Source organism: Variovorax paradoxus (assembly GCF_040544635.1).
Lineage (GTDB): Bacteria > Pseudomonadota > Gammaproteobacteria > Burkholderiales > Burkholderiaceae_C > Variovorax > Variovorax paradoxus_R.
The window spans coordinates 270,254-297,246 of sequence record NZ_JBEPKJ010000002.1 but is presented as its reverse complement, the minus strand read 5'-3'; the positions used below and the strand labels follow the sequence as shown (position 1 = coordinate 297,246).

The 26,993-nt window shown below is 65.4% G+C and carries 23 protein-coding genes; 19 read left to right on the top strand and 4 right to left on the bottom strand.

Features of this window, described 5'->3' with window-relative positions; translation table 11 throughout:
• The first annotated feature begins 16 nt into the window (after positions 1–16).
• The 6 genes from lptF (at position 17) to ABIC94_RS05080 (ending at position 5,169) form a co-directional block, all read left to right on the top strand.
• Positions 17–1,159 carry an LPS export ABC transporter permease LptF gene (gene lptF / locus ABIC94_RS05105; protein WP_354371835.1) on the top strand — a complete coding sequence of 381 codons (1,143 nt, stop codon included), beginning with the start codon at positions 17–19 and terminating at the stop codon, positions 1,157–1,159.
• Positions 1,156–2,265: an LPS export ABC transporter permease LptG gene (lptG, locus tag ABIC94_RS05100; protein ID WP_354371833.1), complete on the top strand. Its 1,110-nt coding sequence runs from the start codon at positions 1,156–1,158 to the stop codon at positions 2,263–2,265. The genes lptF and lptG overlap by 4 nt, the downstream gene beginning before the upstream one ends.
• A gap of 23 nt (positions 2,266–2,288) precedes the next feature.
• A complete protein-coding gene (locus ABIC94_RS05095; RefSeq protein WP_354371832.1) occupies positions 2,289–2,663 on the top strand; it encodes a sirohydrochlorin chelatase in 375 nt (124 codons plus the stop codon).
• Between the two features lie 63 nt (positions 2,664–2,726).
• Positions 2,727–3,668: a CysB family HTH-type transcriptional regulator gene (locus ABIC94_RS05090; RefSeq protein ID WP_307701236.1), complete on the top strand. Its 942-nt coding sequence runs from the start codon at positions 2,727–2,729 to the stop codon at positions 3,666–3,668.
• A gap of 31 nt (positions 3,669–3,699) precedes the next feature.
• A complete protein-coding gene (locus tag ABIC94_RS05085) occupies positions 3,700–4,875 on the top strand; it encodes a pyridoxal phosphate-dependent aminotransferase (protein WP_354371829.1) in 1,176 nt (391 codons plus the stop codon).
• Positions 4,876–5,010: 135 nt separating this feature from the next.
• A complete protein-coding gene (locus ABIC94_RS05080; protein ID WP_354371828.1) occupies positions 5,011–5,169 on the top strand; it encodes a DUF3309 family protein in 159 nt (52 codons plus the stop codon).
• Between the two features lie 106 nt (positions 5,170–5,275).
• Here ABIC94_RS05080 and hrpA read toward each other — a convergent pair whose 3' ends face one another.
• Positions 5,276–9,145 (bottom strand): ATP-dependent RNA helicase HrpA, encoded by a 3,870-nt coding sequence (gene hrpA, locus ABIC94_RS05075; protein ID WP_354371826.1) that lies wholly within the window; start codon positions 9,143–9,145, stop codon positions 5,276–5,278.
• Between the two features lie 398 nt (positions 9,146–9,543).
• On the opposite strand from hrpA, the gene ABIC94_RS05070 reads away from it, so the two are divergent.
• The 10 genes from ABIC94_RS05070 to ABIC94_RS05025 all read left to right on the top strand — a co-directional run bounded on the left by ABIC94_RS05070 (position 9,544) and on the right by ABIC94_RS05025 (position 21,760).
• Positions 9,544–11,538, top strand: coding sequence for an AAA family ATPase (locus ABIC94_RS05070; protein ID WP_354371824.1), 1,995 nt, complete (start codon positions 9,544–9,546; stop codon positions 11,536–11,538).
• Positions 11,539–11,578: 40 nt separating this feature from the next.
• Positions 11,579–12,925 (top strand): amino-acid N-acetyltransferase, encoded by a 1,347-nt coding sequence (gene argA / locus ABIC94_RS05065; protein WP_354371823.1) that lies wholly within the window; start codon positions 11,579–11,581, stop codon positions 12,923–12,925.
• A gap of 25 nt (positions 12,926–12,950) precedes the next feature.
• Complete coding sequence (locus ABIC94_RS05060; protein ID WP_354371821.1) at positions 12,951–13,601, top strand: LysE family translocator; 651 nt, start codon at positions 12,951–12,953, stop codon at positions 13,599–13,601.
• Between the two features lie 44 nt (positions 13,602–13,645).
• Positions 13,646–14,866: a succinyldiaminopimelate transaminase gene (gene dapC, locus ABIC94_RS05055; RefSeq protein WP_354371819.1), complete on the top strand. Its 1,221-nt coding sequence runs from the start codon at positions 13,646–13,648 to the stop codon at positions 14,864–14,866.
• Between the two features lie 44 nt (positions 14,867–14,910).
• The gene (gene dapD, locus ABIC94_RS05050) at positions 14,911–15,744 is read left to right on the top strand and encodes a 2,3,4,5-tetrahydropyridine-2,6-dicarboxylate N-succinyltransferase (RefSeq protein ID WP_093022773.1); all 834 of its coding nucleotides are present in this window, start codon (positions 14,911–14,913) and stop codon (positions 15,742–15,744) included.
• Between the two features lie 59 nt (positions 15,745–15,803).
• Positions 15,804–16,952 (top strand): PilT/PilU family type 4a pilus ATPase, encoded by a 1,149-nt coding sequence (locus ABIC94_RS05045; protein ID WP_354371817.1) that lies wholly within the window; start codon positions 15,804–15,806, stop codon positions 16,950–16,952.
• A 50-nt stretch (positions 16,953–17,002) separates the two neighbouring features.
• Positions 17,003–18,187, top strand: coding sequence for a succinyl-diaminopimelate desuccinylase (dapE, locus tag ABIC94_RS05040; RefSeq protein ID WP_354371816.1), 1,185 nt, complete (start codon positions 17,003–17,005; stop codon positions 18,185–18,187).
• A complete protein-coding gene (gene prmB / locus ABIC94_RS05035) occupies positions 18,184–19,065 on the top strand; it encodes a 50S ribosomal protein L3 N(5)-glutamine methyltransferase (RefSeq protein ID WP_354371814.1) in 882 nt (293 codons plus the stop codon). The genes dapE and prmB overlap by 4 nt, the downstream gene beginning before the upstream one ends.
• A 141-nt stretch (positions 19,066–19,206) precedes the next feature.
• The gene (locus ABIC94_RS05030) at positions 19,207–21,234 is read left to right on the top strand and encodes an ABC-F family ATP-binding cassette domain-containing protein (protein ID WP_354371812.1); all 2,028 of its coding nucleotides are present in this window, start codon (positions 19,207–19,209) and stop codon (positions 21,232–21,234) included.
• 22 nt (positions 21,235–21,256) lie between these two features.
• A complete protein-coding gene (locus ABIC94_RS05025; RefSeq protein ID WP_354371810.1) occupies positions 21,257–21,760 on the top strand; it encodes a hypothetical protein in 504 nt (167 codons plus the stop codon).
• Here ABIC94_RS05025 and ABIC94_RS05020 read toward each other — a convergent pair.
• Positions 21,711–21,962 (bottom strand): hypothetical protein, encoded by a 252-nt coding sequence (locus tag ABIC94_RS05020; RefSeq protein ID WP_354371809.1) that lies wholly within the window; start codon positions 21,960–21,962, stop codon positions 21,711–21,713. The two genes, ABIC94_RS05025 and ABIC94_RS05020, sit on opposite strands and share 50 nt — an antisense overlap.
• Positions 21,963–22,030: 68 nt before the next feature.
• Here ABIC94_RS05020 and ABIC94_RS05015 point away from each other — a divergent pair, with 68 nt between their 5' ends.
• The 3 genes from ABIC94_RS05015 to ABIC94_RS05005 all read left to right on the top strand — a co-directional run bounded on the left by ABIC94_RS05015 (position 22,031) and on the right by ABIC94_RS05005 (position 24,719).
• Positions 22,031–22,747: a helix-turn-helix domain-containing protein gene (locus tag ABIC94_RS05015; protein WP_354371807.1), complete on the top strand. Its 717-nt coding sequence runs from the start codon at positions 22,031–22,033 to the stop codon at positions 22,745–22,747.
• A 133-nt stretch (positions 22,748–22,880) separates the two neighbouring features.
• Complete coding sequence (locus ABIC94_RS05010; protein WP_354372036.1) at positions 22,881–23,753, top strand: amidohydrolase family protein; 873 nt, start codon at positions 22,881–22,883, stop codon at positions 23,751–23,753.
• 45 nt (positions 23,754–23,798) lie between these two features.
• Positions 23,799–24,719, top strand: coding sequence for a LysR substrate-binding domain-containing protein (locus ABIC94_RS05005; protein ID WP_354371805.1), 921 nt, complete (start codon positions 23,799–23,801; stop codon positions 24,717–24,719).
• 22 nt (positions 24,720–24,741) lie between these two features.
• Here the strand turns inward: ABIC94_RS05005 and ABIC94_RS05000 are convergent, their stop codons facing one another.
• Together ABIC94_RS05000 and ABIC94_RS04995 are read right to left on the bottom strand one after the other, a co-directional pair.
• Positions 24,742–25,722 (bottom strand): Bug family tripartite tricarboxylate transporter substrate binding protein, encoded by a 981-nt coding sequence (locus ABIC94_RS05000; protein WP_354371803.1) that lies wholly within the window; start codon positions 25,720–25,722, stop codon positions 24,742–24,744.
• A gap of 37 nt (positions 25,723–25,759) precedes the next feature.
• Positions 25,760–26,794 carry a porin gene (locus ABIC94_RS04995; RefSeq protein WP_354371801.1) on the bottom strand — a complete coding sequence of 345 codons (1,035 nt, stop codon included), beginning with the start codon at positions 26,792–26,794 and terminating at the stop codon, positions 25,760–25,762.
• Positions 26,795–26,993: the final 199 nt, after the last annotated feature.

Sequence of the window (26,993 nt, the reverse complement as noted above, 5' to 3'; positions counted from 1 at the left end):
TTTTTTTCCTCGAACGATGTTATTCCATTCTTCCCTACGCAAGGAGCTGTCGCGCAGCTTCGGAGCGACCCTCGTGGTCCTGGTCACCATCGTGATGACCATGATGCTCATCCGCACGCTCGGGCTCGCCTCCAAGGGCAGCGTGAACCCGTCCGAAGTGTTCCTCGTGATGGCCTACACGGTGCTCGGCTACATGCCGACCATCCTGAGCCTGAGCCTGTTCATCGCCATTGTCGGCACCTTGTCGCGCATGTACCGCGACAGCGAAATGGTGATCTGGTTTTCCAGCGGGCGCGGTCTCGCCGATTTCGTCCAGCCGCTGTTCCGCTTTGCCTGGCCGGTGCTCGCGCTGATCGCGGTCATGGCGCTGCTGGGCTGGCCCTGGGCCAACTCCCAGACCATCGGCATGCGTGCGCAGTACGAACAGCGCAGCGACATCGAGCGCGTCACGCCGGGTGAATTCCGCGAATCGTCCGGGCGCATCCGCGTCTTTTTCATCGACAAGGACACGCCGGACGGCGCCACGGCAACCAACGTGTTCATCTGGGCCATCGAGCGCGGATTGCAGATCACCACCTCCGCGCGCAGCGGACGCATCGAGAACGTCGGCGAGCACCGCTACCTGATGCTGAACAACGGCCAGCGGCTCGAACGCCCGCTGCTGCCCACCGCGACCTCGGGCCTCAAGATCAGCGAATTCGAGACGTACGGCACCCGGGCAGGCGGCAACAACGCCTTTACCGCAGACACCACGCCGGCACGCGCCAAGCCCACGCTTCAGCTCCTGCGGGAGCCGAGCGATGCGAATCGGGGCGAATTGGCCTGGCGTATCGGCATGCTGCTGGCCGCCATCAACTTCGTGCTGCTCGCACTGACGGTGTCGAGCGTCAACCCGCGCGTGGGCCGCAGCGGCAACCTGCTGTTCGCGCTGTTCGCCTTCGTCGTCTACTACAACATGCTCAACCTCGGCCAGAGCTGGATCAGCTCCGGCCGCTACGGCATGGGCTCCTTCATGCTGGTGCTTCACGGCGGCGTGCTGTTGATCGGCGTCGCATGGCTGGTTTTGCGCAACAACAACTGGGGCCGGCGACGCAAGGTGGAACGCGTCATTGCCGGCGGCTTGCCGTCCCAGCCCACCAAAATCGACCCGACCACGTGAAAACAATCCGACGCCTGATCTACGTCGAGGCACTGAAGGCCGTGGCCTTCGTGACGCTCGGCTTCCTGAGCCTGTTTTTCTTCTTCGACTTCGTCGACGAACTGCAGTCCATCGGCAAACCCGAGAGCCTGGCCTACGGCCCCGCACAGGCACTGGTCTACGTGACATTGCTGATTCCGAGCCACCTGTACGAGCTGCTCCCGATCACGGTGTTGATCGGCTGCATCTTCGTGATGGCGCGGCTGGCGCAAAGCTCCGAATACACCATTCTTCGCACCAGCGGCCTCGGCCCCTGGCGCGCGCTGCGCACCTTGCTGCTGCTGGGCGTCGGGTTCGTCTTTCTGACCTTTGCCATCGGCGACTACATCGCGCCGGCGTCCGAACGCACGGGCCAGTTGCTCAAGTCGCGCTACCAGGGCACCTTTTCGCTGGTGGGCAATACGGGGGCGTGGCTCAAGGAGAAGCGCGACAACGTGTCCTACGCCGTCAATGTGCTGTCCATTTCGCGCGACGGCTCCCTCAGCAATACGCGCATCTTCGAGTTCGATGCCAACGGCTACGTGCGCAAGCAGCTCCTCGCGACTTCCGCGCGCATCCTCGGCGACCGCTGGGTGCTGTCGGACGTCGAGCTGCAGGACTACGACACGCGCAGCGACGCGAACAAGGCGCATATCGTGACGACGAGAGTGCCGCAGCTCGACTGGCCGACCACGCTGACTGCCGAGATGGTGTCGGTCGCCCTTTTGCGGCCCGACCGCATGAGCACCATCGACCTGTTCGACTACATCAGCCACCTCGAAGCCAACGGGCAGACCGCGCAGCGCTACGAGATCCAGTTCTGGCGCAAGGTCTTCTACCCGCTCTCGTGCCTTGTGATGGTGGTGCTCGCCCTGCCCTTCGCGTACTTGCACTTCCGCCAGGCCGGCATCACCACCTATGTGTTCGGCGGCGTGATGATCGGCATCAGCTTCTTCCTCCTGAACAACGTGTTCGGCTACCTTGGGAACCTGAGCAACTGGTCGCCATGGCTGACGGCCGCGGCGCCGGGGCTCATCTACTCGGTCATGTCGCTTGCCGCGTTCAGCTGGCTGGTTCTTCGAAGATAGAAGCCAAGAGAAGAAAGCCGGACATGACGACGGGGAACGCGAGGGGCATCATCCTTCTGGCCCATGGTTCGCGCGACGAGCGCTGGCGCGAACCCATCGAGGCCGTGGCCGCGCGCGTCACTGCGCTCGACCCGCAGGCCCGGGTGGTTTGCGCCTACATGGAACTGGCTGCGCCCGACCTGCGCACCGCCGCGGCGGCCTTGATTGCCAGCGGCGCACGGGTGCTCCGGGTCGTTCCGCTGTTTCTCGGCATGGGCAAGCACGCCCGTGAAGACCTGCCGCTACAGCTCGAAGCACTGCGCGGCACCTGGCCCCATGTCGAATTCCAACTTGCCAATATCGTCGGCGAAGAGCCCGAGCTGATCGATCTGCTGGCCAAAATCGCAACCAAATCTTGAAGTCCCGGGCATTTCCATAGACTCCGAAGGCATAATGAATTCCGCAATAAGACGGAATTTGATATGAATCTGCACCAATTCAAGTTTGTTCAGGAGGCCGTGCGGCGCAACCTGAACCTCACGGAGGCGGCCAAGGCGCTCCACACCTCACAGCCAGGGGTGTCGAAAGCCATCATCGAGCTCGAAGAAGAACTCGGCGTCGAGATCTTCGCCCGCCATGGCAAGCGCCTCAAGCGGGTGACGGAGCCGGGCCAGCATGTCATCGCCAGCATCGAACTGATCATGCGCGAAGTCGGCAACCTCAAGCGCATCGGCGAGCAGTTCAGCGCGCAAGACAGCGGCACCCTCTCCATTGCCACCACGCACACCCAGGCGCGCTATGTGCTGCCGGTGCCCGTGGCCAGGTTGCGCGAGGCCTACCCCAAGGTCAATGTGAGCCTGCACCAGGGTTCGCCCGACCAGGTGGCACGCATGGTGATCGATGAAATCGCCGAGGTGGGCATTGCCACCGAGTCGCTCGCGGACTACACCGAGCTCGTGACCCTGCCCTGCTACGAATGGCAGCACGTGCTGGTGCTCCCCAAGGACCACCCGCTGGCGGCCAAGGAGCGCATTTCGCTCGAAGACCTGGCGCTCGAGCCCATCATTACCTACCACCCGTCGTTCACCGGGCGCACGCGCATCGACCACGCCTTTGCGCAGAAGAAGCTCACGCCGCGCATCGCGCTCGAAGCCATCGACTCCGACGTGATCAAGACCTATGTGCGTCTCGGCCTGGGTGTGGGCATCGTGGCGGAAATGGCGGTACGCGACGAATCGAATGCGGACCTCGTGGTGCGTCCCATGGGCCATGTGTTCGGCCAGAACATCGCGCGCGTGGCGTTCAAGCGCAGCGCCTATCTGCGCAACTTCGTGTTCAAGTTTGCCGAGCTGCTGTCCGACCGGCTCGACCGCAACCTGATTGCCAAGGCCCTGAGCGGGCATCAGCAAGACTACGATCTTTGATATTCAGCAGCCCCAGCTTTCGACCACGACCATGAGCACCGTTCTTTCTACCCCCCGCACGCCGGAGATCACCACCAAGCTGCCCGCCGTCGGCACCACCATCTTCACTGTGATGTCCGCGCTGGCGACGGAGAAAAACGCGGTCAACCTCGGCCAGGGCTTCCCCGACTTCAACTGCGACCCCAAGCTGCTCGAAGACGTGACGGCCGCCATGGCCGCGGGCCACAACCAGTATCCGCCGATGCCCGGCATTCCGGCGCTGCGCGAAGCCATTGCCGGCAAGATCAGCGCGCTCTACGGCCACAGCTACAGCGCGGCCACGGAGATCACGGTGACCGCAGGCGCCACGCAGGCAATCATCACGGCCATTCTTGCCGTGGTGCGGCCGGGCGACGAGGTGATCGTGCTGGAGCCCTGCTACGACAGCTACGTGCCCAACATCGAGCTGGCCGGCGGCAGCGTGGTGCGCGTGCCGCTCACCCCGGGCACCTTCCGCCCAGACTTCGACAAGATCGCCGCTGCGCTCTCGCCGCGCACGCGCGCCATCATCGTCAACACGCCGCACAACCCGAGCGCCACGGTCTGGACCGCGGCCGAAATGCGCAAGCTCGAAGAGCTTCTCGCCCCGACCGACGTGTTCGTGATTGCCGACGAGGTGTACGAGCACATGGTCTACGACGGCGCCCAACACGAAAGCGTGGCGCGCTTCCCCGGCCTGGCGGCGCGCAGCTTCATCGTGAGCAGCTTCGGCAAGACCTATCACGTCACCGGCTGGAAAGTCGGCTACGTCGCGGCACCGGCACCGCTCATGGCGGAATTCCGCAAGGTGCACCAGTTCAACGTGTTCACCGTGAACACGCCCATGCAGCACGCGCTCGCGCAATACATGGCCGAGCCCAAGCCTTATCTCGAGCTTCCAGCCTTCTATCAGCGCAAGCGCGACCTGTTCACGGCCGGCCTGGCCGAGAAGACCCGCTTCAAGCTGCTGCGCAGCGAAGGCAGCTATTTCCAGTGCGTCGACATCTCGGCGGTCAGCGACCTGTCCGAAGCCGACTTCTGCCTCTGGCTTACCAGCGAAATCGGCGTGGCGGCAATTCCGCTGTCGGCGTTCTACGGCAACGGCTTCGACCAGCGCGTGGTCCGTTTCTGCTTTGCCAAGAAGGACGAGACGCTGATTTCCGCGCTCGACCGCCTCGCGCGGCTCTGAACGGACAGGCGCGGCTCCAAGGCCGACGCTGACGGTAGGATAGTCCTGACCGCCGAAGGAGCGGCTTTCCGGCGTGCTTCTCACTCCTGGACACCGAGCATCGATGCTCGTAACAACAACGTCCAGGAGATAAGTATGTCCCTCTCGTTCATTCTGCTGATCGTTCTCATCCTGCTGCTGATCGGCGCACTGCCGAGCTGGGGGTACAGCCGAAGCTGGGGCTACTGGCCAAGCGGCGGCGTGGGCCTGGTCGTGCTGATCGTGGTTATCCTGGTGCTCATGGGACGGATATGACGCTCCGGAGCGTTTGGCACTTATCGCCAGACAGATAGAAAAAAGCCCGCGACAAGCGGGCTTTTTCTTTGGTTGCGCCCCGCGCCGCGTGTCGCTCGCTGCTTCTTCAAGCCTGCAACTGGGTCCAGGCCTTGTCGAGCCGCTTGATGCTCACCGGTTGCGGCGTGCGCAGCTCCTGTGCGAAGAAGCTCACCCGAAGCTCCTCCAGCAGCCAGCGGAATTCGAGCATGCGATCGTCCATCACACCCTTGCGCTCTGCCACCAAGCGCCAATAGCGCTGCTCTTGCGGCCGGAGTTCGGCCAGCTTGGCGGCATCGCGCGCGGGATCGGCGCGCAGCTTGTCGAGCCGCAGCACGATCGCCTTGAGATAGCGCGCGAAGTGCTGCAACTGCGTCCACGGCGCGTCAGCGATGAACCGCTTGCCGACCAGACGCTGCAACTGTTGCGCGGCGTCCTGCACGGCCTCGGGCTGGATCTTGGTGTCCTTGATCTTGCGCGCGGCGGCCGCGTACTCGGTCAGGATGGTCGTCGCCAGCCGCGCCACCTCGTTCGCAATCAGCGTGAGCCGGCCCCTGCCCTCTTCCAGCCGGCGCTTGAATGCAAACTCGTCGGTGGGCAGCGGCTCCTGAAGAAAGGCGCGGTCGATCGCCACATCGATGATCTGCGTGCGCAACTCTTCGGAGGTGCCGAGCGGCATGTAGGCCACGGCCATCTTCTGCAGATCGGGGATGTTCTTCTCGAGGTACTTGAGCGCGTCTTTCAGCTGCAGCGCAAACAACCGGCGCAAACCGGCGCGGTGCTTCGCGGCCGCCACGGCGGGTTCGTCGAACACCTCGATGGTGACGGCATCGCCCTCGTCCCGCAGGGCCGGGAACCCGATGAGCGATTGCGCGCCGCGGCGCACTTCCATCAGCTCGGGCAGTTCGCCGAAGCTCCATGTCGTGTAGCGCTGGCCCGCGGGCAGGCTGGGTGCGGTGGGCGCAGGCGCAGCGGCACTTCCCTTCCCCTGCGCATGTCCCTCGGCGCCGTCCGCCGGCTTTCGCTCCGCGGAAGCCTTGACGTTGAGCCCCGCCAGCGCCTGGAAAGCGCCTCGCGCCTGCGCGCCCAGTTCAGCCTTGAGCGCCCCGAGATTGCGCCCCATGCCGAGCTGGCGCCCATGCTCGTCCACGATGCGCAGGTTCATGAACAGGTGCGGCGGGAGCATGTCGAGCTTGAAGTCGGCGCGCTTCACGTCGATGCTCGTCGCATCGCGCACGCGCTTGAGCAGCACGTCGGTCAACGAGCCGTGGCCGAACATCTCGGGCGCCGAGAGTTCTTCCGCCAGCTTCGCCGCAGACTCGGGCAACGGCACCAGCCGCGATCGCGGACGCTGCGGCAGGCTCTTGAGCAGCGCCTGGATCTTGTCCTTCAGCATGCCGGTGACCAGCCACTCGCAGCGTTCTTCGCTCACCTGGTTGAGCACGAAGAGCGGCACGCTGACTGTCAGGCCGTCTTTCGCGTCGCCCGGTTCGTGCAGATAGCTCGCCGCGCAATCGACGCCGCCGAGCTTCAGCGTGGCGGGAAAGGACTGCGTGGTAATGCCCGCCGCCTGGTGGCGCATCAATTCTTCGCGCGTCAGGAAGAGCAGGCGCGGCTGCTCCTTCGAGGCATGGCGGTACCAGTTCTCGAAAGTGATGCCGCTCGCCACATCGGCGGGTAGTTGCGCGTCATAGAAGGCAAAGATCAGCTCTTCATCGACCAGCACGTCTTGTCGGCGCGCCTTGTGCTCCAGCCCTTCGACCTCGCGCACCAGCTTGCGGTTGGCCGTGAGGAACGGGAACTTGCTTTCCCATTGCCCGCCGACCAGTGCTTCGCGGATGAAGATTTCGCGCGCCGCCACGGGATCGACCTTCGTGAAATCGACGCGGCGCCCGCTGTAGACCACGAGCCCATACAGCGTCGCACGTTCCAGCGCCGAAACCTGCGCGCCCTTCTTCTCCCAATGCGGATCGAGCAGCTGCTTCTTCAACAGATGGCCGGCCACCTGTTCGAGCCACTGCGGCTCGATGTTGGCAATGCCTCGGCCGAAGAGCCGTGTGGTCTCGACCAGCTCGGCCGCGACGATCCAGCGGCCCGGCTTCTTCTTCAGGTGCGCGCCCGGATGACGGTAGAACTTGATGCCGCGCGCACCAAGATAGGCCTCGTCGTCCTCGAGCTTCCAGCCGACGTTGCCGAGCAGGCCAGCCAGCATCGACAGGTGCAGCGGTTCGTAGCCGGCGGGCTCCGCGTTGATGCGCCACTTGTGCTCCGTGACGACCGTGAGCAGCTGCGAGTGGATGTCGCGCCATTCGCGCACGCGGCGGATGTTGATGAAGTTCTGGCGCAGCAACTGCTCGTACTGACGGTTGCTCAGCTTGTGCGTGTCACCGTGACCGCCGCGCGCATCGGCGATCCATTTCCACAGACGCAGGTAGCCGCTGAATTCGCTCTTCTCGTCGTCGAACTTCGAATGCGCCTGGTCGGCCTGCTGCTGCGCATCCATCGGCCGGTCGCGCACATCCTGCACGCTGAGGGCGGATGCGATGACGAGCACCTCTTCCAGCGCGCCGCGTGTGCGCGCTTCCAGGATCATCCGGCCCACGCGCGGATCGAGCGGCAGCTTGGCCAGTTCGGCGCCCGTGGCGGTGAGCTCGTTCGCATCGTCGACCGCGCCCAGCTCGTTCAGCAGCTGGTAGCCGTCGGCAATCGCGCGCGGCGAAGGCGCCTCGAGGAACGGAAAGCGCGCCACGTCGCCCAGGCGCAGCGACTTCATGCGCAAGATGACGCCCGCCAGCGACGAACGCAGGATCTCGGGATCGGTAAAACGCGGCCGGCCTTCGAAATCCTTCTCGTCGTAAAGCCGGATGCAGATGCCGTTGGCCACGCGCCCGCAGCGGCCCGCGCGCTGGTTGGCCGCGGCCTGGCTGATCGGCTCGACCAGCAGCTGCTCGACCTTGCTGCGGAAGCTGTAGCGCTTGACGCGCGCCGTACCGGTGTCGATCACGTAGCGGATGCCCGGCACGGTGAGCGAGGTTTCCGCCACGTTGGTGGCGAGCACGATGCGACGGCCCGAATGGCTGTCGAAGATGCGGTCCTGCTCGGGGCCCGAGAGCCGTGCGAACAGCGGCAGCACCTCGGCATTGCGCAGCAGCGGCTGATGGCTCAGGTGGCGGCGCAGATGGTCGGCCGCCTCGCGGATTTCGCGCTCGCCGGGCAGGAAGACGAGGATGTCGCCCGCGTTGTGCGGATCGCGCCAGAGTTCGTCGACGCCATCGGCGATGGCGTCGTTCAGGTCGTGTTCGCGCGACTCCTCGAACGGCCGGTAGCGTTGCTCGACCGGAAAGGTGCGGCCCGATACATAGATGATCGGTGCCGGCCCCTTGCCCGACGCAAAGTGCTGCGCAAAACGGTCGGCATCGATGGTGGCCGAAGTCACGATCACCTTCAGGTCGGACCGGCGCGGAAGAATCTCGCGCAAGTAGCCCAGCAGGAAGTCGATGTTCAGCGAGCGCTCGTGCGCCTCGTCGATGATGAGCGTGTCGTAGGCCTTCAGCAGCGGATCGGTCTGCGTTTCCGCCAGCAAGATGCCGTCGGTCATGAGCTTGACCGAGGCGTCGCGGCTCAGCCGGTCCTGGAAGCGCACCTTGAAACCGACCACGTCGCCCAGCGGCGTTTTCAGTTCTTCGGCGATGCGCTTGGCCACCGAGCTTGCCGCAATGCGCCGCGGCTGCGTGTGGCCGATGAGGCGGCCCTTGCCCGGCGGTGCATTGAGCTTGCCGCGGCCGAGCGCCAGCGCGATCTTCGGCAGCTGCGTGGTCTTGCCCGAGCCCGTTTCGCCGCAAACGATCACGACCTGGTTCGCCTCGATGGCGGCCATGATTTCATCGCGCCGGCCGGAGACGGGGAGCGATTCGGGAAAGTCGATGCGCAAGGGAGCGGAAGGTGTCGTGGTCGTCAAGGGAAAGCTATTCGGGGAAGGCGCGGCAGGCAAACCGTCGATTATCGGCGCGCGCCGCCAGTGTTGCACGGCTCCCACAATGCGCGGCCATTGCGCAACACGCCGAGTAAATAGTCTTTACTCCGACTCAGCCCGCCGCTACGATTGCGCCCATGACCTCCTTCCTCGTACCCCCCACTCTGCGCAGCCGCCGCGCAAGCCATGCCTCGGTGCATGGCGGGGTCGAGCTGCCGCGTCCGGCCTGAAGAAGAAGCCCGCGCGTCCGTTGCACCGGACGCCCTGCTCGCTTCCAAGGCCGAAGCGCAGCAACCGACCCTCTCACAGCGTCTGCATTGCCGCCTCCTCGTCGCAAGGGAGCGGCGGCTTCTTCCTTTCCGTTTTTATTTTCAAGAATTTCCATGTCCAACGACATTCATTCAGACCTGCATGCAGCGCTGTCCGAGCGGACGCGCCATTTGCAGGCGGTTGCCCAGGCGCTCAAGGCCGAGCTCTTCGGCATCGACGACATCATCGATCGCGTGATCGATTCGCTGCGCGCGTGGTACGTGTTTCCGCAGCTCATCAGCCGCCCGGTCATCGTGTGCCTCTGGGGCCTCACGGGCACCGGCAAGACGCAGCTGGTGCGCAGGCTCGCGCAGCACCTGGGTTTTTACGACCGCTTCATCGAGGTGCAGATGGACGGCTTCAGCCACGGCTCGGGCTACAGCAGCCGGGGCTCGATTTCGGCCATGCTGGCCGAATCGGGCATCGACGAAGGCACGCCGGGCATCCTGGTGCTCGACGAGTTCCAGCGCTTTCGCACGCTCGACGGCAACGGACACGACGCCAAGGTCGAGCGCTACCAGGACGTGTGGGCGCTGCTCTCCGACGGCCGGCTGCCGCCGGCGCTGTCGATGCTCGGCGAAATCGAGGCGTCGCTCGCGCAGGCCGAATACGAGCAGGACCGCGACGGCCCCGCCAACAAGAAGAAGGCAAAGAAGCGAAAGCTTCACCTCGCCCCCTGGGAAGCGCAGGAGATCAAGCGCTGCCTCAAGTTGCCCGAAACGCTGCTGCAGATCATGGCCTGGAAGCCCTCCGAGGTGCATGCGCGGCTGCGCGCCTTCCGCGACACGCAGCAAAGCTGGGAAACCGACTACAGCAAGCTGCTGGTGTTCGTCTCGGGCAACCTCGACGAGATGTATGCCGAAACCGCGCGGCGCGTGGAAGACTGCGACACCGATGCCGACATCTTCCATGCGCTGACCAAGAAGCTCTCGCTGATCGACGTGAAGAAGGCGCTGGCCGAACGCTTCAAGCCCGAACAGGTTGCGCGGCTGGGCAACAACCACGTCATCTATCCGTCGTTCAGCCGGGCCACCTATGTGCAGTTGATTCTGTCCATCTGCGACCGCTATGTGGAAGAGATTCACGAAAGCTCAGGCGTGCGCTTCATGCTCGAGTCCAGTGTGTACGAGCAAATCTACGCCAACGCCGTTTTTCCGGCGCAGGGCACGCGCCCGCTGTTCTCGTCGATCCATGCGATCTTGAGCGCGACGCTGGTCAACGCGGCGCTCTGGGCGCTCGAGCAAGGCGCGCGCGGCGGCGAGCCGGTGTGGCTGTCGCTGGAAACGGCGGCGGACAAGTCCTGCGTCGTGGCGCGATATCGGGAAGGCAAGCGCGAGGCGCGCCGCAGCTTCCCGGTCACGCTCGAACTCAACCGGCTCAAGCAGCGATCGAACGAAGACTTTCGGGCCCTGCTCGCCGTGCACGAGGCGGGCCATGGCGTGGCCTACGGCCTGCTGTTCGGCCGCGCGCCGCAGGAGATCAAGATCAACGTGGCGTCCTTCGAAGGCGGCTACAACAGCTACGAGGAGCGCAAGACGTGGTCGCGGCAGAACCTGCGCGACCGCATTTGCGTGGGCCTGGCGGGCCGGGCGGCCGAGCAGCTGGTGTTCGGCGAGCAGGCCTGCACCTCGGGAGCCTCGCAGGATTTCCGCCAGGCCACGGCCAATGCCGCGCAGTACGTGCGCCACTACGCCTTCGGCACGCGGCTGAGCCGCACCGACGTGGCCAACGACGCCGAGGACAACCTCAACACCGACCTGAAGGCCACCAACCCGGAAATCGAGGCGCTGCTGGCGCAGGAACATGCGCGCGCGCTGGCGCTGCTCGAGGCGCACACGCCCGCCTTCATGGCCGTGGTCGATGCGCTGATGCGCGAAGGCTCGGTGGCGCCGTTGCAACTGGCCGAAATGCTCGACCTGCCCGCCGACGCGGGCGAATCGACCGACGCCTATGCTGCCCTGCTGGCCACCTTCAGGGCCCGCAAACTGCCCGGCTCGGAGCCCGCGGGGGCCGAGACAGGCGCCGACGCGGCGGCCGGCGCCGCCCGGCTGCTACGCGCGTTGGCCTGAGCTGCGCGAACCTTCGTTCAAGAATGCACAATCACACTCCATGTCCACCGTTTTCAACTTCACTTTCGTGCCCTGGTTCCGCTCGGTCGCGCCCTACATCCACACGCACCGCGGTAAGACTTTCGTGGTCGCCCTGGCGGGTGAGGCGATCGCGGCGGGCAAGCTGCAGAACATCGCACAAGACCTGGCGCTGATCCAGAGCATGGGCGTCAAGATCGTGCTGGTGCACGGCTTCCGCCCGCAGGTCAACGAGCAGCTCGCGGCCAAGGGGCACGAAGCGCGCTATTCGCACGGCATCCGCATCACCGACGAGGTGGCGCTCGATTCGGCCCAGGAAGCCGCGGGCCAGCTGCGCTACGAAATCGAAGCCGCATTCAGCCAGGGCCTGCCGAACACGCCGATGGCCGGGTCGACAGTGCGCGTGATCTCGGGCAACTTCATTACGGCGCGGCCCATCGGCGTGGTCGACGGCGTGGACTTCAAGCATTCAGGCCTGGTGCGCAAGGTCGATGCGGTGGGCATCCGCCGCACGCTCGACTTCGGCGCCATGGTGCTGATGTCGCCCTTCGGCTTCTCGCCCACGGGTGAGGCCTTCAACCTGACGATGGAAGAAGTCGCCACCAGCGTGGCCATTTCTATCCAGGCCGACAAGCTGATCTTCCTGACCGAAATTCCGGGCATCCGCATCGACAGCGAGCTGCCCGAGAGCGAAGACAACCCGATCGACACCGAACTGCCGCTTGCCGCGGCCGAGAAGCTGCTGGCATCGCTGCCGCCGCCGCAGCGGCCGACCGACACCGCCTTTTATCTGCAGCACTGCGTGAAGGCCTGCAAGGCCGGCGTGGAGCGCAACCACATCCTGCCCTTTGCGCTCGACGGCTCGCTGCTGCTCGAGGTGTATGTGCACGACGGCGTCGGCACCATGGTCATCGACGAGAAGCTCGAGAGCCTGCGCGAAGCCACGGTGGACGACATCGGCGGCATCCTGCAGCTGATCGAACCCTTCGAGCGCGACGGCACCCTGGTGAAGCGCGACCGCACCGAAATCGAGCGCGACGTAGGCCACTACACGGTCATCGAGCACGACGGCGTGATCTTCGGCTGCGCGGCGCTCTACCCCTACCCCGAGGCGCGTACGGCCGAAATGGCGGCGCTGACGGTGTCGCCCCAGTCGCAATCGCAAGGCGACGGCGAGCGCATCCTCAAGCGCATCGAGCACCGTGCCAAGGCCATGGGCCTGGAAAGCATCTTCGTGCTCACCACCCGCACCATGCACTGGTTCCTGAAGCGCGGCTTCCAGCAGGTCAACCCCGACTGGCTGCCCGAAGCCCGCAAGCGCAAGTACAACTGGGACCGCAAGAGCCAGGTGCTGGTCAAGAAAATCTGAACCTGAAAAAAGGACGCCTGCCGCCATGACGCTCGCCACCGCCCTGCTGTTCTCCATTGTGGCGCTGGCCGCCATTGCCACGCCCGGCCCCACCGTGCTGCTGGCGCTGAGCAACGGCTCCAGGCGCGGCGTGCGCGGTGCGCTGCCGGGCATCCTGGGTGCCGTGCTGTCCGATTTCGTTCTGGTCGGCGCGGTGGCGCTGGGCCTGGGCGCGCTGCTGGCCGCCTCGGAGTTCTGGTTCTCCATGCTCAAGTGGGTGGGCGCCGTGTACCTCGCCTGGCTCGGCGTTCGCATGCTGCGCTCCAAAGGCGGCAGTTTCGACGCACCGCAGCAGGCCAATGCAGGCGAGCCGGCTGCGGGAATGCCCAAGGAAAGCCGCAAGGTTTTCCTCAAGTCCTTCCTGGTGGCGGTCACCAACCCCAAGGGCTACCTGTTCTGCTCGGCGCTGATGCCGCAGTTCATCGACCCGGCAGCCGCGCAGGGCATGCAGTACGCCATCATCGCCGTGCTGTTCGCCTCGCTCGATGCAGCCGTCATGCTGGTCTATGCCTTCGTCGGTGCGCGGGCGATGCGCCTGCTGACAGCCGCCGCGGCTCGCTGGATCGACCGCACCTGCGGCGCGATGCTGCTGGCGCTGGCCGGGTCGCTCGCGTTCTACCGGCGCAGCGGCACCTGAGGAGGCCGGGGCGGACGGCGACCCGTCGCCGATAATCGCTCTCCATGAATCCCCTGCTTTCCAAGCTCCAGCCCTACCCCTTCGAGCGGCTGCGGCTCCTTTTCGAGGGCGTCAAGCCCAATGCCGATTTCGCCCCCGTCAGCCTGGGCATCGGCGAACCCAAGCACGCCACGCCCGAGTTCATCAAGGAAGCGCTGGCCGCCAGCATGTCGACATTGGCGGCCTACCCCGCCACGGCCGGCAACCTGAAGCTGCGCACCGCGTTTACCGACTGGCTGCAGCGCCGCTACGCCCTGCAACTGGATCCGGCCGCGCAGGTGCTGCCGGTCAACGGCTCACGCGAGGCGCTGTTTTCGCTGGCGCAAACGGTGGTCGACGCCACCAAATCCCCCACGCCGGTGGTGGTTTCGCCCAACCCGTTCTATCAAATCTACGAAGGCGCGGCCCTGCTCTCGGGTGCCGAGCCGTATTACGTTCCCAGCGTGCCGTCGCGCAATTTCGCCGTCGACTGGGACAGCGTGCCCGAGGCGATCTGGGAGCGCACGCAACTGGTGTTCGTCTGCTCGCCGGGCAACCCGACCGGCGCCGTGATGGCGCTGGACGAATGGAAGAGGCTCTTTGCGCTGTCCGACCGCTTCGGCTTCGTGATTGCGGCCGACGAGTGCTACAGCGAAATCTACTTCCGCGACGAGCCGCCGCTCAGCGGGCTGGAAGCCGCCGCCAGACTCGGCCGGAGCGACTTCAAGAACCTGATTGCGCTCACCTCGCTGTCCAAGCGCAGCAATGTTCCGGGCCTGCGCAGCGGCTTCGTGGCGGGCGATGCCGCCATCATCAAGAGCTTTCTGCTCTACCGCACCTACCACGGCAGCGCCATGAGCGGCACCGTGGCCGCGGCCAGCATCGCGGCCTGGGGCGACGAAACCCACGTGATCGAGAACCGCGCCAAGTACTGCGCCAAGTTCGCCGCCGTGACGCCCCTGCTGGAACCGGTGCTCGACGTGCGCCTGCCCGACGCCAGTTTCTACCTCTGGGCGGGGGTGCCCGAAGTGTGGGCTGGCGACGACGAATCCTTCGCCCGCGCGCTCTACGCTCAATACAATGTTACGGTTCTGCCGGGGAGCTATCTGGCGCGCGACACGGCACACAGCGCCAACCCCGGCCGTGGCCGCATCCGCATGGCCTTGGTGGCCGAAACGGCCGAATGCGTGGAAGCTGCCGAGCGCATCGTTCGCTTCGTGCAATCCGGCCCGCCAGGCCGGGGCTGAACCGCTGCTTTCCCGGCTCCCATTTTTTACCCGAGACTTTCTCCATGACCCAGCAACTGCAACAGATCATCGACGCCGCGTGGGAAGACCGCGCCAACATCTCGCCCAGCGCAGCCTCGGCCGAAGTGCGTGACGCCGTCGAGCACGTGATTTCCGAGCTCAACAACGGCAAGCTGCGCGTTGCCACGCGCGAAAGCGTGGGCAAGTGGACGGTGCACCAGTGGATCAAGAAGGCCGTGCTGCTGTCGTTCCGCCTGAAGGACAACGAGCAGATGCAGGCCGGCTCGCTCGGCTTTTATGACAAGGTGCCGACCAAGTTCTCGCACCTGTCGGCCGGCGAGCTGAAGGAATCGGGCGTTCGCATCGTGCCGCCGGCCGTGGCCCGTCGCGGCAGCTACATCGCCAAGGGCGCGATCCTCATGCCCTCTTACGTGAACATCGGCGCCTACGTGGGCGAAGGCACCATGGTCGACACCTGGGCCACCGTGGGCTCGTGCGCGCAGATCGGCGCCAACGTGCACCTGTCGGGCGGCGTCGGCATCGGCGGCGTGCTCGAGCCGTTGCAGGCCGGCCCGACCATCATCGAAGACAACTGCTTCATCGGCGCCCGCTCGGAAGTGGTCGAAGGCGTGGTCATCGAAGAAAACTCGGTGCTCGGCATGGGTGTGTACATCGGCCAGAGCACCCCCATCTTCAACCGCGACACCGGCGAGACCTTCTTCGGCCGTGTGCCCTCCGGCAGCGTCGTCATCAGCGGCAATCTGCCCAAGAAGACCAAGTCGGGCCAGGACTACAGCACCTACGCGGCAATCATCGTCAAGACGGTCGATGCGCAAACGCGCTCCAAGACCAGCCTGAACGACCTGCTGCGCGACTGATCGACAGGCTCCCGCCTTTGTCCCGATAGAAAACAACAGCACCCGAGGAGAAGAGACCGATGAACATGATGGAGCGAATTCTTCGTTTGATGGCCGAGCGCAAGGCCTCCGACATCTACCTCTCGGCGCACTCCCCGGTGCTGATTCGCATGAACGGCACCTGCGTGCCGATCAATGCGCAGGTGCTGCCCGCCACCGCGCCGCTCGCGCTGCTGGCCGAAGTGGTGCCCGAAGCCCGCATCCAGGAGTTGGAAAGAACGGGCGAACTCAACATGGCCGTAATGCTCGAGGGCGCCGGCAACTACCGCATCAGCGCCATGCGCCAGCGCGGCAGCTATGCGGTGGTGGTGCGGCACATTGCCTCGACCATTCCCAGCTTTGCCGACCTGAACCTGCCCGACATTCTCAAGACGCTGATCATGGAGAAGCGCGGGCTGATCCTGATGGTCGGCGCCACCGGCGCGGGCAAGACCACCACCCTGGCCTCGATGCTCGACTACCGCAACGAGCACGCCACCGGCCACATCCTCACGGTGGAAGAGCCCATCGAGTTCACCTACACCAACAAGAAGTCGCTGGTGAACCAGCGCGACGTGGGCAGCGACACCGAGTCGTTGCAAATCGCGCTCAAGAACGCGTTGCGCCAGGCGCCCGACGTGATCCAGATCGGCGAAATCCGCGACCGCGAAACCATGACGGCCGCCATCGCCTATGCGCAATCGGGCCACCTGTGCGTGGCCACGCTGCATGCCAACAACAGCTACCGGGCGCTCAACCGCATCCTGAGCTTCTTCCCGGTCGAGGTGCGCCCCACGCTCTTGGGCGACCTGGGCTCGGCCCTGCGCGCCATCGTGTCGCAGCGGCTGCTGCGCACGCCCACCGGCGGCCGCGTGCCGGCGCTCGAAGTCATGCTCAACACGGCCCTGGTGGCCGAGCTGATCGAAAAGGGTGACTTCTCCGCCGTCAAGGAGGCCATGGAACAGTCGATGGCCGAAGGCTCGCAGACCTTCGAGGAAGACATTGCCCGCCTCATCACCGAAGAGCGCGTGACGCGCGAAGAAGGCCTGGCCCAGGCCGACTCGCCGACCAACCTGATGTGGCGCCTGCAAAACCGCGCCGCGCCCAAGCCGAAGACCGAAGACCGCCACCTGACGGACCAGGTCGACGAACCGACGTTTACCGACATCACGCTCGACGTCAAATTCTGACTCTCCCCAGGCCTGGCGGCTGCGTGTCGCCTCGCCTTATTTTTTGTGCCATGTCCCGTACCCTCCAGCTCGCCGAACAACTCATCTCGCGCCCCTCCGTCACCCCCGAGGATGCGGGCTGCCAGCAGATCATCGGCGAACGGCTGGCGCAACTGGGCTTCACGCTCGAAACCATCGAAAGCGGCCCGGCCGACTTTCGCGTGACCAACCTGTGGGCGGTGCGCCGCCCCGCCAACGCCACGGCAGCCACGGCAACAAAGACGCTGGTGTTCGCCGGCCATACCGACGTGGTGCCCACCGGCCCGGTCGAGCAATGGACCAGCCATCCCTTCACGCCCACCCACCGCGACGGCAAGCTCTACGGCCGCGGCGCGTGCGACATGAAGACCTCGGTCGCCGCCTTCGTGGTGTCGATCGAAGAATTCCTGAAAGCCACGCCCGAGCCGAAGCTCACACTCGCGCTGCTGCTCACCAGCGATGAAGAAGGCCCCGGCATCGACGGCACCGTCGTCGTCTGCAACGCCCTCGCCGCGCGCGGCGAAACCATCGACTACTGCATCGTCGGCGAGCCCACAGCCGTCCAGCGCTGCGGCGACATGATCAAGAACGGCCGCCGCGGCACCATGAGCGGCAAGCTCACGGTGAACGGCGTGCAGGGGCACATCGCCTATCCGCACCTGGCGAAAAACCCGGTGCACGCGCTGGCGCCCGCGCTGGCCGAACTGGTGGCCATCAATGCGGCCGGCTGGTGGGACGCGGGCAATGCTTACTTCCAGCCCACCAGCTGGCAGATCAGCAATTTCCATTCGGGCACCGGCGCGAGCAACGTGATTCCGGGCAGCGCGGTCGTCGACTTCAACTTTCGCTTTTCGACCGAATCGACACCCGAATCGCTGCAGAAGCGCGTGCACGCGGTGCTCGATGCCCACGGCGTCGACTACACGCTCGCCTGGACCGTGGGCGGCCTGCCCTTTCTCACGACGCCCGGCGAACTGGTGGCGTCGGTGCAGGCGGCCATTGCGGACGAAACCGGCATCCAGACCGAGCTCTCGACCAGCGGCGGCACCAGCGATGCGCGCTTCATCGCCAAGATCTGCAAGCAGGTGGTCGAGCTCGGCCCGGTGAACGCCAGCATCCACAAGATCGACGAGCACATCGACGTGGCGGAAATCGAGACGCTGAAGAACATTTACAAGCGCACGCTGGAGCGGCTCGAAGCGTCGCTCGCCCGATGAGCACCGTCATCGAACTCATCGAAGCCGGCGCCAGGCAGCTGGAAGAAGCCGGCGTCGCCTTCGGCCACGGCACCGCCAACGCCTTCGACGAAGCCGCCTGGCTGGTGCTGTGGCGCCTGAAGCTGCCGCTCGACGACATCGATGCAGTGGCCGACACGCCCGTCTCGCCGGCCGACGCAGGCAAGGTTGCCGCGCTGCTGGAGGAACGCATCGCCACGCGCAAGCCTGCCGCCTACCTCACGAAAGAAGCCTGGCTGCAGGGCGTGCCCTTCTATGTGGATGAGCGCGCCATCGTGCCGCGCAGCTTCATCGCCGAGCTGATTGCCGACGGCAGCATCGATTACTGGCTGGGAGAACACACGCAGCGCGTGCTCGACCTGTGCACGGGCAACGGCAGCCTGGCCGTGCTCGCGGCCCTGACCTACCCCGACGTGACGGTGGACGCCGCCGACCTGTCCGTCCCGGCGCTCGAGGTGGCCGCCATCAACGTCACCCGGCACCAGCTCGATGCGCGCGTCAAGCTGGTCGAATCCGACGGCTTGGCCAACTTGCCCGGCCCGTACGACCTGGTGCTGTGCAACCCGCCCTATGTGAACAGCGCGAGCATGGCCGCGCTGCCCGCCGAATACCGCGCCGAGCCCGAACTGGCGCTGGCCGGCGGTGCCGACGGCATGGACTTCGTGCGCCGGCTGTTTGCCGACGCCCCCTCACGCATGAGCGAAGAGGCGGTGCTGGTGCTGGAAATCGGTAACGAGCGCGACTACTTCGAGACAGCCTTTCCGCAGCTCGAAGTCGTCTGGCTGGAAACCTCCGCAGGCGAGGACCAGGTCTTGCTCGTGACCCGAACCGCGCTGCTGGCCGGCGTCGGCGCGCGTTAGCTGCGCCCGCCCGAGCCTCTTCCGCCGCTTTTTTCGCAGCCACGGCTGCGGCCCTCCTTTCACCGGCCGGTGTCCCCATTTGCCCCTTCGCGCCAAGCTGCCGGGGATGGACGGGATAATCCCCCCTACGGTTCCTATTTCATGATTACTCTCAAAAACGTCATTCTTCGCCGCAGCGCCAAGAAACTTCTCGACGGCGCCACCGTCACCATCAATCCCGGTGAAAAGGTCGGCCTCGTCGGGCGCAACGGTGCCGGCAAGTCGACGCTGTTCGCGCTCTTCAACGGCTCGCTGCACGAGGACGGCGGCGATTTCTACGTGCCCAAGCAGTGGCGCATGGCCCAGGTGGCGCAGGACATGCCCGAAACCGAGGAATCGGCCACCGACTTCGTGGTTGGCGGCGACACCCGGCTCGCCGAGCTGCGCGCAACGCTGGCGGCCATCGAGGCCGCCTACGAAGCCAACCCCGAAGACGCCGACATCGGCATGGAGCTGGCCCACGCCTACACCGACCTCGCCGATGCCGGCGAGCACGACGCCGTGCCGCGGGCCCAGGCGCTGATCCTCGGGCTGGGTTTCAAGTCGCACGAGCTCGACGGTCCGGTCAACAGCTTCTCGGGCGGCTGGCGCATGCGCCTGCAGCTGGCGCGCGCGCTGATGTGTCCGAGCGACCTGCTGCTGCTCGACGAACCCACCAATCACCTGGACTTGGACGCGTTGGTGTGGCTGGAAGCCTGGCTGCAGAAATACGCCGGCACCATGATCGTCATCAGCCACGACCGCGAGTTTCTCGATGCCGTGACCGATGTCACCCTGCACATTGCCAACGCCCAGCTCACGCGCTACGGCGGCAACTACAGCGCTTTCGAAACCCTGCGCGCGGAGCAGATGGCGCTGCAGCAAACCGCCTTCTCCAAGCAGCAGGACAAGATCGCCCACCTGCAGAAGTTCATCGACCGCTTCAAGGCCAAGGCCAGCAAGGCCAAGCAGGCGCAAAGCCGGGTCAAGGCACTGGAGCGCATGGAAAAGGTCGCGCCGCTCCTGGCCGAGGCCGACTTCACCTTCGAGTTCAAGGAGCCGGGCAACATCCCGAACCCGATGCTCTCGATCAGCAACGCGAGCTTCGGCTACGAGATAGAGGACGCCGAGCCCAAGACCATCCTGCGCGGCGTGAGCCGCTCGGTGCTGGCGGGCCAGCGCATCGGCATCCTGGGCGCCAACGGCCAGGGCAAGTCGACGCTCGTGAAGACCATCGCGCGCGAAATGGGCGCGCTGGCCGGCGAAGTCACCGAAGGCAAGGGCCTCAACATCGGGTACTTCGCGCAGCAGGAACTCGACGTGCTGCGCCCGCAGGACAACCCGCTCGAACACATGGTGCGCATGGCCCGCGAGCTGGGCAGCGCCGTCAAGGAAAGCACCGGCGAGCAGGCCTTGCGCGGCTTCCTCGGCAGCTTCAACTTCAGCGGCGACATGGTCAAGCAGCCCGTGGGCACCATGAGCGGCGGCGAAAAGGCGCGCCTGGTGCTCGCAATGATGGTCTGGCAGCGCCCCAACCTGCTGCTGCTCGACGAGCCCACCAACCACCTGGACCTCGCTACCCGCGAAGCCCTGGCCGTGGCTTTGAACGAGTTCGAAGGCACGCTGATGCTCGTGAGCCACGACCGTGCGCTGCTGCGTTCGGTGTGCGACGAATTCTGGCTGGTGGGCCGCGGCGTGGTCACCGATTTCGACGGCGACCTCGACGACTACCAGCGCTACCTGCTCGACGAAGCCAAGCGGCTGCGTGAAGAGGCCAAGATCGCCGTGCGCGAAGCGGCCAGCGTCGTCGCTCCCGTGGCAACCGCACCTGCTGCGCCCGCGCCTGCCCCCGCCGCCGGCGAAAACGCGGCCGCCAACAAGAACCCGCAGCAGCGCAAGCAGGACGCCCAGGGCCGCCAGCAGCGCAGCGACCAGGCCAAGCCCATCAAGCGCGAAATTGCGCAGATCGACGAACGCCTGGCCGCGGCCGGCATCGAACGCACCGCCCTTGAAGCGCGCCTGGCGCAGCCTCTGCCGTCCGCTGAAATTGCCGAAGCGGGCAAGCGGCTGAAAGCCCTCAACGACGAAATCGGCCGACTCGAAGAGCGCTGGCTGGCCCTGTCGGACCAGCTCGAGGCGCTGGCGGCCTGAACCTGCACAGGAGACATGCCGCATGCCGTCCGCCATCGAACTGGCCCGGGGTGACGAAAAACTCATTGCCGCGGTCCACCGCAGCCGCCGCCTGATCGGGCGCAAGGCCTTGATGGCCGCTGCCGCCAGCGCCATTCCGGTGCCCGGCATCGACTGGGCGGCCGATGCCGCCCTGCTCTCGCGGCTCGTGCCGCAGATCAGCGCCGAGTTCGGCCTTTCCGCGACCCAGGTCGAAACGCTCGCGCCGCACCAGCGCGAGCGCATCCAGAAGGCGGCCACCACCGTCGGCGCCTTGCTGGTGGGCCGGCTGGTCACGCGCGACCTGTTGATCAAGCTGGCCCGGCACGCCGGCGTGAAGCTCACGGCCAAGCAGGCGGCCAAGTACGTGCCGATTGCCGGGCAGATCGTTTCCGCCGCCCTCGGCTACGCGGCCCTGCGCGCCTTGGGCGAGCAGCACATCAAGGACTGCGTGCGCGTCAGCGCGACGCTCGCCTTATCGCCTCCCGAACCGCACGCGCCCGCTTGAAGGCACAGTCGTCGAACAGCGCAACACCGACGCAACCCGCGGCCACCAGGCCCGAAACGGCCAGCCCGCCCAAGCCGTAGTCGCGCAGGCGAAATCCATAGAACAGCGCCCCGGCAGACAGCAGCGCCAGGAGCGCACAAAGCGCACGGTCGAGCCACAAGCCTGACGGCGATGGCCTTTGCACCAACTTGCGTGGTTTCATGGCAAATACTCCCTTTCAACTATTCTAAAGTCCAAGTTGAATATTCGCCTGCGCTTAAATCTGCGCCCATGGAGACTATTGCAGCGCGTGCACTGGCAGCACGCAAATACGCCAAGATGACCCAGAAGCAGGCCGAAGCCGCTTCAGGCGTCAAGCAGTCGAACATCTCGAAGATCGAACGCGGCGACACCGGCCGCTCGATGGGGCTGCTCGCCTTGGCACGCGCTTATCGCGTCGACCCCAACTGGCTCGACACCGGCGATGGCCCGGCTCCGTGGGACAAGGTGCAGGTGCGCCCGGCACGCGACAACGCCAATGAACCTCCTGGCCCCTACCGGGTCACGCGCACGCCGCCTTCGAGCCCCTCGTTCAATCCGGGCACGCCCGGCACGGTGCCGCTCATTGCATGGGCACAGGCCGCCTCGTGGAACAGAGCCGCGCGGGAGACGATTCAGGCCGAGCGGTGGATTCCGTGCGTCGCGCATCACAGCGCCGGCAACACCTACGCGCTGCGTGTGCGCGGCGACAGCATGACCGCGCCGAGCGGCCACATGAAGAGCTATCCCGCGGAGTCGATCGTCTTCGTCGACACGCTGCAAACAACGCCCGCGGACGGCGAACGCGTCATCGCCAGGCTCGAGCCGAGCAACGAGGTCACCTTCAAGGTTTTCAAGGAAGAAGACGGCCGCCGCTGGCTGCTGCCGCTCAACCCCAAGCACGAGCCCATACGCACGGCGTTTACCGTGCTCGGCACCGTCATCGGCAAGTGGGAAGACGAGGACTGAGGATCGCGCTGCGCCCATCTCCTGCCATGCCGAAACACGCTAGCAGCTAGCGCGTTTTCGCACTCGCCGCGCGCCGAAATTTTGCGCAAGATGCAGCGCTATGCAAACAGGATGCACCGTGGCAGCCAGCACGATGGACAAAGACTGGCTATGTTTTCACCCCGCGCCGTCGAAGCCGCGCTTCACTCCGCCGCCCGGCGCGGTGGACGCGCACTGCCACATCTTCGGCCCGGGCGCCGTGTTCCCCTATGCGCCGCAACGCAAATACACGCCGTGCGATGCCTCGAAGGAGCAGCTCTTCGCGCTGCGCGATCTTCTGGGCTTCGAGCGCAACGTGATCGTGCAGGCCACTTGCCACGGCAACGACAACCGCGCCCTGCTCGACGCCATTGCGCATTCGAACGGGCGTGCGCGCGGCGTGGCCTCGGTCGCCCCGGGTGTGAGCGACGCCGAACTTCGCCGCTTGCATGAAGCCGGCGTGCGCGGTGTGCGCTTCAACTTCCTCAAGCGGCTTGCCGACTTCACACCGCGCGAAGTGCTGATGAACATCGCCGAGCGCATTGCGCCGCTGGGTTGGCACGTGGTGGTGTATTTCGAAGCGCAGGATCTGCCCGAACTCTGGGATTTCTTCACCAGCCTGCCGACGACCGTGGTGGTCGACCACATGGGCCGGCCCGATGTGAGCCAGCCGGTCGACGGGCCGCAGTTCGAGCGCTTCGTGCGGCTGCTGCGCGAGCACCCGAATGTCTGGTCGAAGGTGAGTTGCCCCGAGCGCCTGTCGCTCTCCGGCCCGCCCGCCTACGACGACGTCGTTCCTTTTGCGCGGCGCCTGGTCGAGGAGTTTCCGGACCGCGTGCTGTGGGGCACCGATTGGCCGCACCCCAACCTGAAGACGCACATGCCCGACGACGGCACGCTGGTCGACATGATTCCCCGCATTGCGCCGACGCAGGAACTTCAGCGCAAGCTGCTGGTGGACAACCCGATGCGGCTGTATTGGGCGTAGGTTCCCGAGGTGCCGAAGGCGCGGGCAGCCCCTAGACTCCGCTCCATGGACCTCAAGCAGCTGGAGTATTTTGTTCACGTTGCGGAGCTGGGGAGTTTCACCCGGGCTTCGATCGTGATCGACGTCGCGCAGCCCGCGCTCAGCCGGCAGGTGCGCCAGCTCGAAGTGGAGCTGAGACAAAATCTTCTGACGCGCAACGGCCGCGGCGTCGCCCTCACCGATGCGGGCAAATTGCTGCTGGAACACGCCAGAGGCATCCTGCATCAGATCGAACGCGCCAAGGAAGATCTCGGCCTGCTGCGCGGCGCGCTGGCCGGCCGCGTCGCCGTCGGGTTGCCGCCCAGCATCTCGAAACGAATCGCCGTGCCCTTGACCCGCGCCTTTCGCCAGCAGCTTCCCGATGCCAGCCTGTCCATTACCGAAGCGCTTTCAAGCGCCCTGCAAGAGTCGGTGACGGCGGGCCGCATCGACCTGGCGCTGCTCTACAACCCGGCACCTTCGGCCGACATCGACAGCGTCGTCATCCTGGAAGAAGACCTGTACCTGGTCGGCCCGGCGCAGGCCGGTGGCAAGGCCGATGAAACTGTTTCGTTGCGCGAGGTGGCTTCTGCGCCGCTGGTGATCCCGACAAAGCCCAACTCCATTCGCATGCTGGTCGAGGCGGAAATGGCGAACATCGGATGCCGCCCCGCCATCTCGATGGAGATCGACGGGGTTGCCGCCATTCTCGACCTGGTCATCGAAGGGGTGGGGCTGGCCGTGCTGTCTTCGAATGCGATTCTTACCGCGCCGCGTCCGGAGGCCTTTGCAATCCGCCGGATCGAGAACCCTCCGCTGCGCAGCCGGCTGGCCCTTGCGCTCAGCTCTCAAAGGCCGACCACCCTCACCCAGCAGGCCGTGCTCAAGCTGATCCGCGAGGTGGTGAGCCAGACGATGGGCATCTCTCCCTCGTCCGCAAAATCTTGAGCCCCGACGGACCCGCGAACATTCACTGCTTCGGAATGCCGGCCAGGCGAATGACCTCCGACCAGCGCTGAATTTCGTCCCTCAGCAGATCCGCCTGTTGTTGCGCAGTGCTCCCCTGCGCTTCAACACCGAGCTGGCGCAGCCGCTCCTTGACCTCCGGCGAGGCCAGCGCTGCATTCACTTCCTTGTTGAGCCTGGCGATAACGGCGGGCGGTGTCTTGGCAGGCACTGCAAGCGCGTTCCATGAAGCGACCCTGAAATTGGGCGCACCGCTCTCCGCCACGGTCGGCGTTTCCGGCAGCGCGAATGACCGCTTCGCTCCCATTACCGCGAGCGGCCGCAGCGACTTTCCGCTGATCTGCCCCAGGATGGGCGCGAGAATTTCCACGCCGGCATCGATCTGCCCGCCGCGCAGCGCAGTGATCATTGCGGGCGATCCGTTGAAGGGAACCACCTGCGCATCGATGCCCGTGCTGCGCTTGAACAGCTCGGCCGCCAGGTGCTGCGTGCTGCCCATGTTGATCGTTCCGATGTTCACCGTGCCGGGGTGCGCCTTCGCATGCGCCAAAAGCTCCTGCACCGTCTTGAATTTCGAATCCGCGGCGGTCACCACGGCCATGTCGAAATAGCCGAGTGTCGAGACCGGCGCGAAGTCTTTGACCGTATCGAACGGCAGTTTCTTGAACAGCCCTGCGCTCACGGCATTGCCGTTGGACATCAGCAGAACGGTCAATCCGTCTGGCGGCGCCTTGGCCACCGTGTCGGACGCGACCACGCCCCCTGCGCCCGGCTTGTTGTCCACGATGATGCTTTGCCCCATGGACTCCGACATCTTCTGCGCAACGGTTCGCGCCGTGAGGTCGGCAACGCCGCCGGGGCCGAAGGGCACCACGAGGCGAATCGGCTTCGTCGACGACGGCTGCGCATTCGCGCTTGCGCAAATGCAGAGTGCGGCAAGCGCGAGCGCCGAACGCCGGGTAATTTTCGGAATGAGGGTGTTCATGGAATTCGATTCACTGTAAGACAAGCGTTCGGAAATCTCAGAAGCGGTGCCGCACGCCGAGCGCTACGTTGCCTCGCCTGTCGAAGGCGGTGAGCTTGTCCGAGAGGTAGACCGCATAAAGGTCCGTGCGCTTGGAAAGATAGTGGTCGTAGCCAACGGCCGATGTGGTCCGGCGCGTATCCGTGAGCGGCATGTCTCTTCGCGTGCTGGCGACGGACGCCATCAACCGCCCCGCACCAATGGGCACCGCGAAGCCAAGCTGCGTCGTCCGCGTCTTGGTGCGGATGTCGGGCGTGTCGGTATGAAAGTACTGGCCGTAGACCTTCACCACATTGAAGTCGTAAGAGAGCCCGGCCATCTGGGCTTTCTGGCTCGTGATCGGGGCCGCGAGCCCTGGCCCCACATCGACCTCCTGCGCCGAAATTGCCGCTGCAAACGGACCGTTCGCGTAGTTGAGCGTCAGGTTCAGGTTGTGCCGACCGGGCCGGTTCGTGACCTCGCCAAAGCCGTACGCCGCGGAAGCACGAAAGCCCGCAACATCAGGCGACGTGTACTGCACGGTGTTGTCCCAGACGCTGTCCCCCAGCACCGCGCGGTTGTAGCCCGTGTTCCAGACCTGCAGCATGACCGGGCTCAGATTGGCGGATGCAAGAAACGGATTGAAATTGCCCGTTGCCGCATAGAGCGCATTGGTCTGCCGCCCCACGCTCACCTGGCCGAAGGCTCCGCCGAGCCCCACATAGGAATTTCGCGAGAAGTAAGGGTCGGCGGATGTCCGGCCGAACGTGCCGGTGTCGGCTTGAATGAAGCTTTCCAGCGCGAAGAACGTTTGCAGGCCCCCACCCAGGTCTTCGGTGCCCCGAACACCCCAGTAGGAAGTCGTCATGCCGCCGCTGTTCAGCACCTTGGTGCGGCCTGCTTGATCGCTTCGGCGCAGCGACCCCACATACGCGTCGAGCACGCCATAAATGCTCACGCTGTCCGCCGAGGCGCTTTGCGCGAATGCCGGGCAAGAGCCAAGCGAAGCCGTTGCAATGCCCGCAGCCAAGCAGGCGCGAGTGCGCATATCCATTTTTGTCTCCTGATCGATTTGTTCAAACCACCGGTGCTCGTCATGGCCCCGGTGTCGTGAACTATCTCAACTCCCCCCTCGGCCCGCTATCTGGGCCGGACACTTTTAGATATGTCGCAGCGGCATAGCTGGCGCGCCGTTCGGAGAAGTCGGGAGACGAAAATGGATGTATCGGCGGCAAGCCCTATAAGCCCAATAA

Coding starts and splice junctions, on each gene's coding strand:
- lptF (WP_354371835.1), top strand. CDS start 17: ATGTTATTCCATTCTTCCCTACGCAAGGAGCTGTCGCGCAGCTTCGGA.
- ABIC94_RS05095 (WP_354371832.1), top strand. CDS start 2,289: ATGACGACGGGGAACGCGAGGGGCATCATCCTTCTGGCCCATGGTTCG.
- ABIC94_RS05090 (WP_307701236.1), top strand. CDS start 2,727: ATGAATCTGCACCAATTCAAGTTTGTTCAGGAGGCCGTGCGGCGCAAC.
- ABIC94_RS05085 (WP_354371829.1), top strand. CDS start 3,700: ATGAGCACCGTTCTTTCTACCCCCCGCACGCCGGAGATCACCACCAAG.
- ABIC94_RS05080 (WP_354371828.1), top strand. CDS start 5,011: ATGTCCCTCTCGTTCATTCTGCTGATCGTTCTCATCCTGCTGCTGATC.
- ABIC94_RS05070 (WP_354371824.1), top strand. CDS start 9,544: ATGTCCAACGACATTCATTCAGACCTGCATGCAGCGCTGTCCGAGCGG.
- argA (WP_354371823.1), top strand. CDS start 11,579: ATGTCCACCGTTTTCAACTTCACTTTCGTGCCCTGGTTCCGCTCGGTC.
- ABIC94_RS05060 (WP_354371821.1), top strand. CDS start 12,951: ATGACGCTCGCCACCGCCCTGCTGTTCTCCATTGTGGCGCTGGCCGCC.
- dapC (WP_354371819.1), top strand. CDS start 13,646: ATGAATCCCCTGCTTTCCAAGCTCCAGCCCTACCCCTTCGAGCGGCTG.
- dapD (WP_093022773.1), top strand. CDS start 14,911: ATGACCCAGCAACTGCAACAGATCATCGACGCCGCGTGGGAAGACCGC.
- ABIC94_RS05045 (WP_354371817.1), top strand. CDS start 15,804: ATGAACATGATGGAGCGAATTCTTCGTTTGATGGCCGAGCGCAAGGCC.
- dapE (WP_354371816.1), top strand. CDS start 17,003: ATGTCCCGTACCCTCCAGCTCGCCGAACAACTCATCTCGCGCCCCTCC.
- prmB (WP_354371814.1), top strand. CDS start 18,184: ATGAGCACCGTCATCGAACTCATCGAAGCCGGCGCCAGGCAGCTGGAA.
- ABIC94_RS05030 (WP_354371812.1), top strand. CDS start 19,207: ATGATTACTCTCAAAAACGTCATTCTTCGCCGCAGCGCCAAGAAACTT.
- ABIC94_RS05025 (WP_354371810.1), top strand. CDS start 21,257: ATGCCGTCCGCCATCGAACTGGCCCGGGGTGACGAAAAACTCATTGCC.
- ABIC94_RS05020 (WP_354371809.1), bottom strand. CDS start 21,962: ATGAAACCACGCAAGTTGGTGCAAAGGCCATCGCCGTCAGGCTTGTGG.
- ABIC94_RS05015 (WP_354371807.1), top strand. CDS start 22,031: ATGGAGACTATTGCAGCGCGTGCACTGGCAGCACGCAAATACGCCAAG.
- ABIC94_RS05010 (WP_354372036.1), top strand. CDS start 22,881: ATGGACAAAGACTGGCTATGTTTTCACCCCGCGCCGTCGAAGCCGCGC.
- ABIC94_RS05005 (WP_354371805.1), top strand. CDS start 23,799: ATGGACCTCAAGCAGCTGGAGTATTTTGTTCACGTTGCGGAGCTGGGG.
- ABIC94_RS05000 (WP_354371803.1), bottom strand. CDS start 25,722: ATGAACACCCTCATTCCGAAAATTACCCGGCGTTCGGCGCTCGCGCTT.
- ABIC94_RS04995 (WP_354371801.1), bottom strand. CDS start 26,794: ATGGATATGCGCACTCGCGCCTGCTTGGCTGCGGGCATTGCAACGGCT.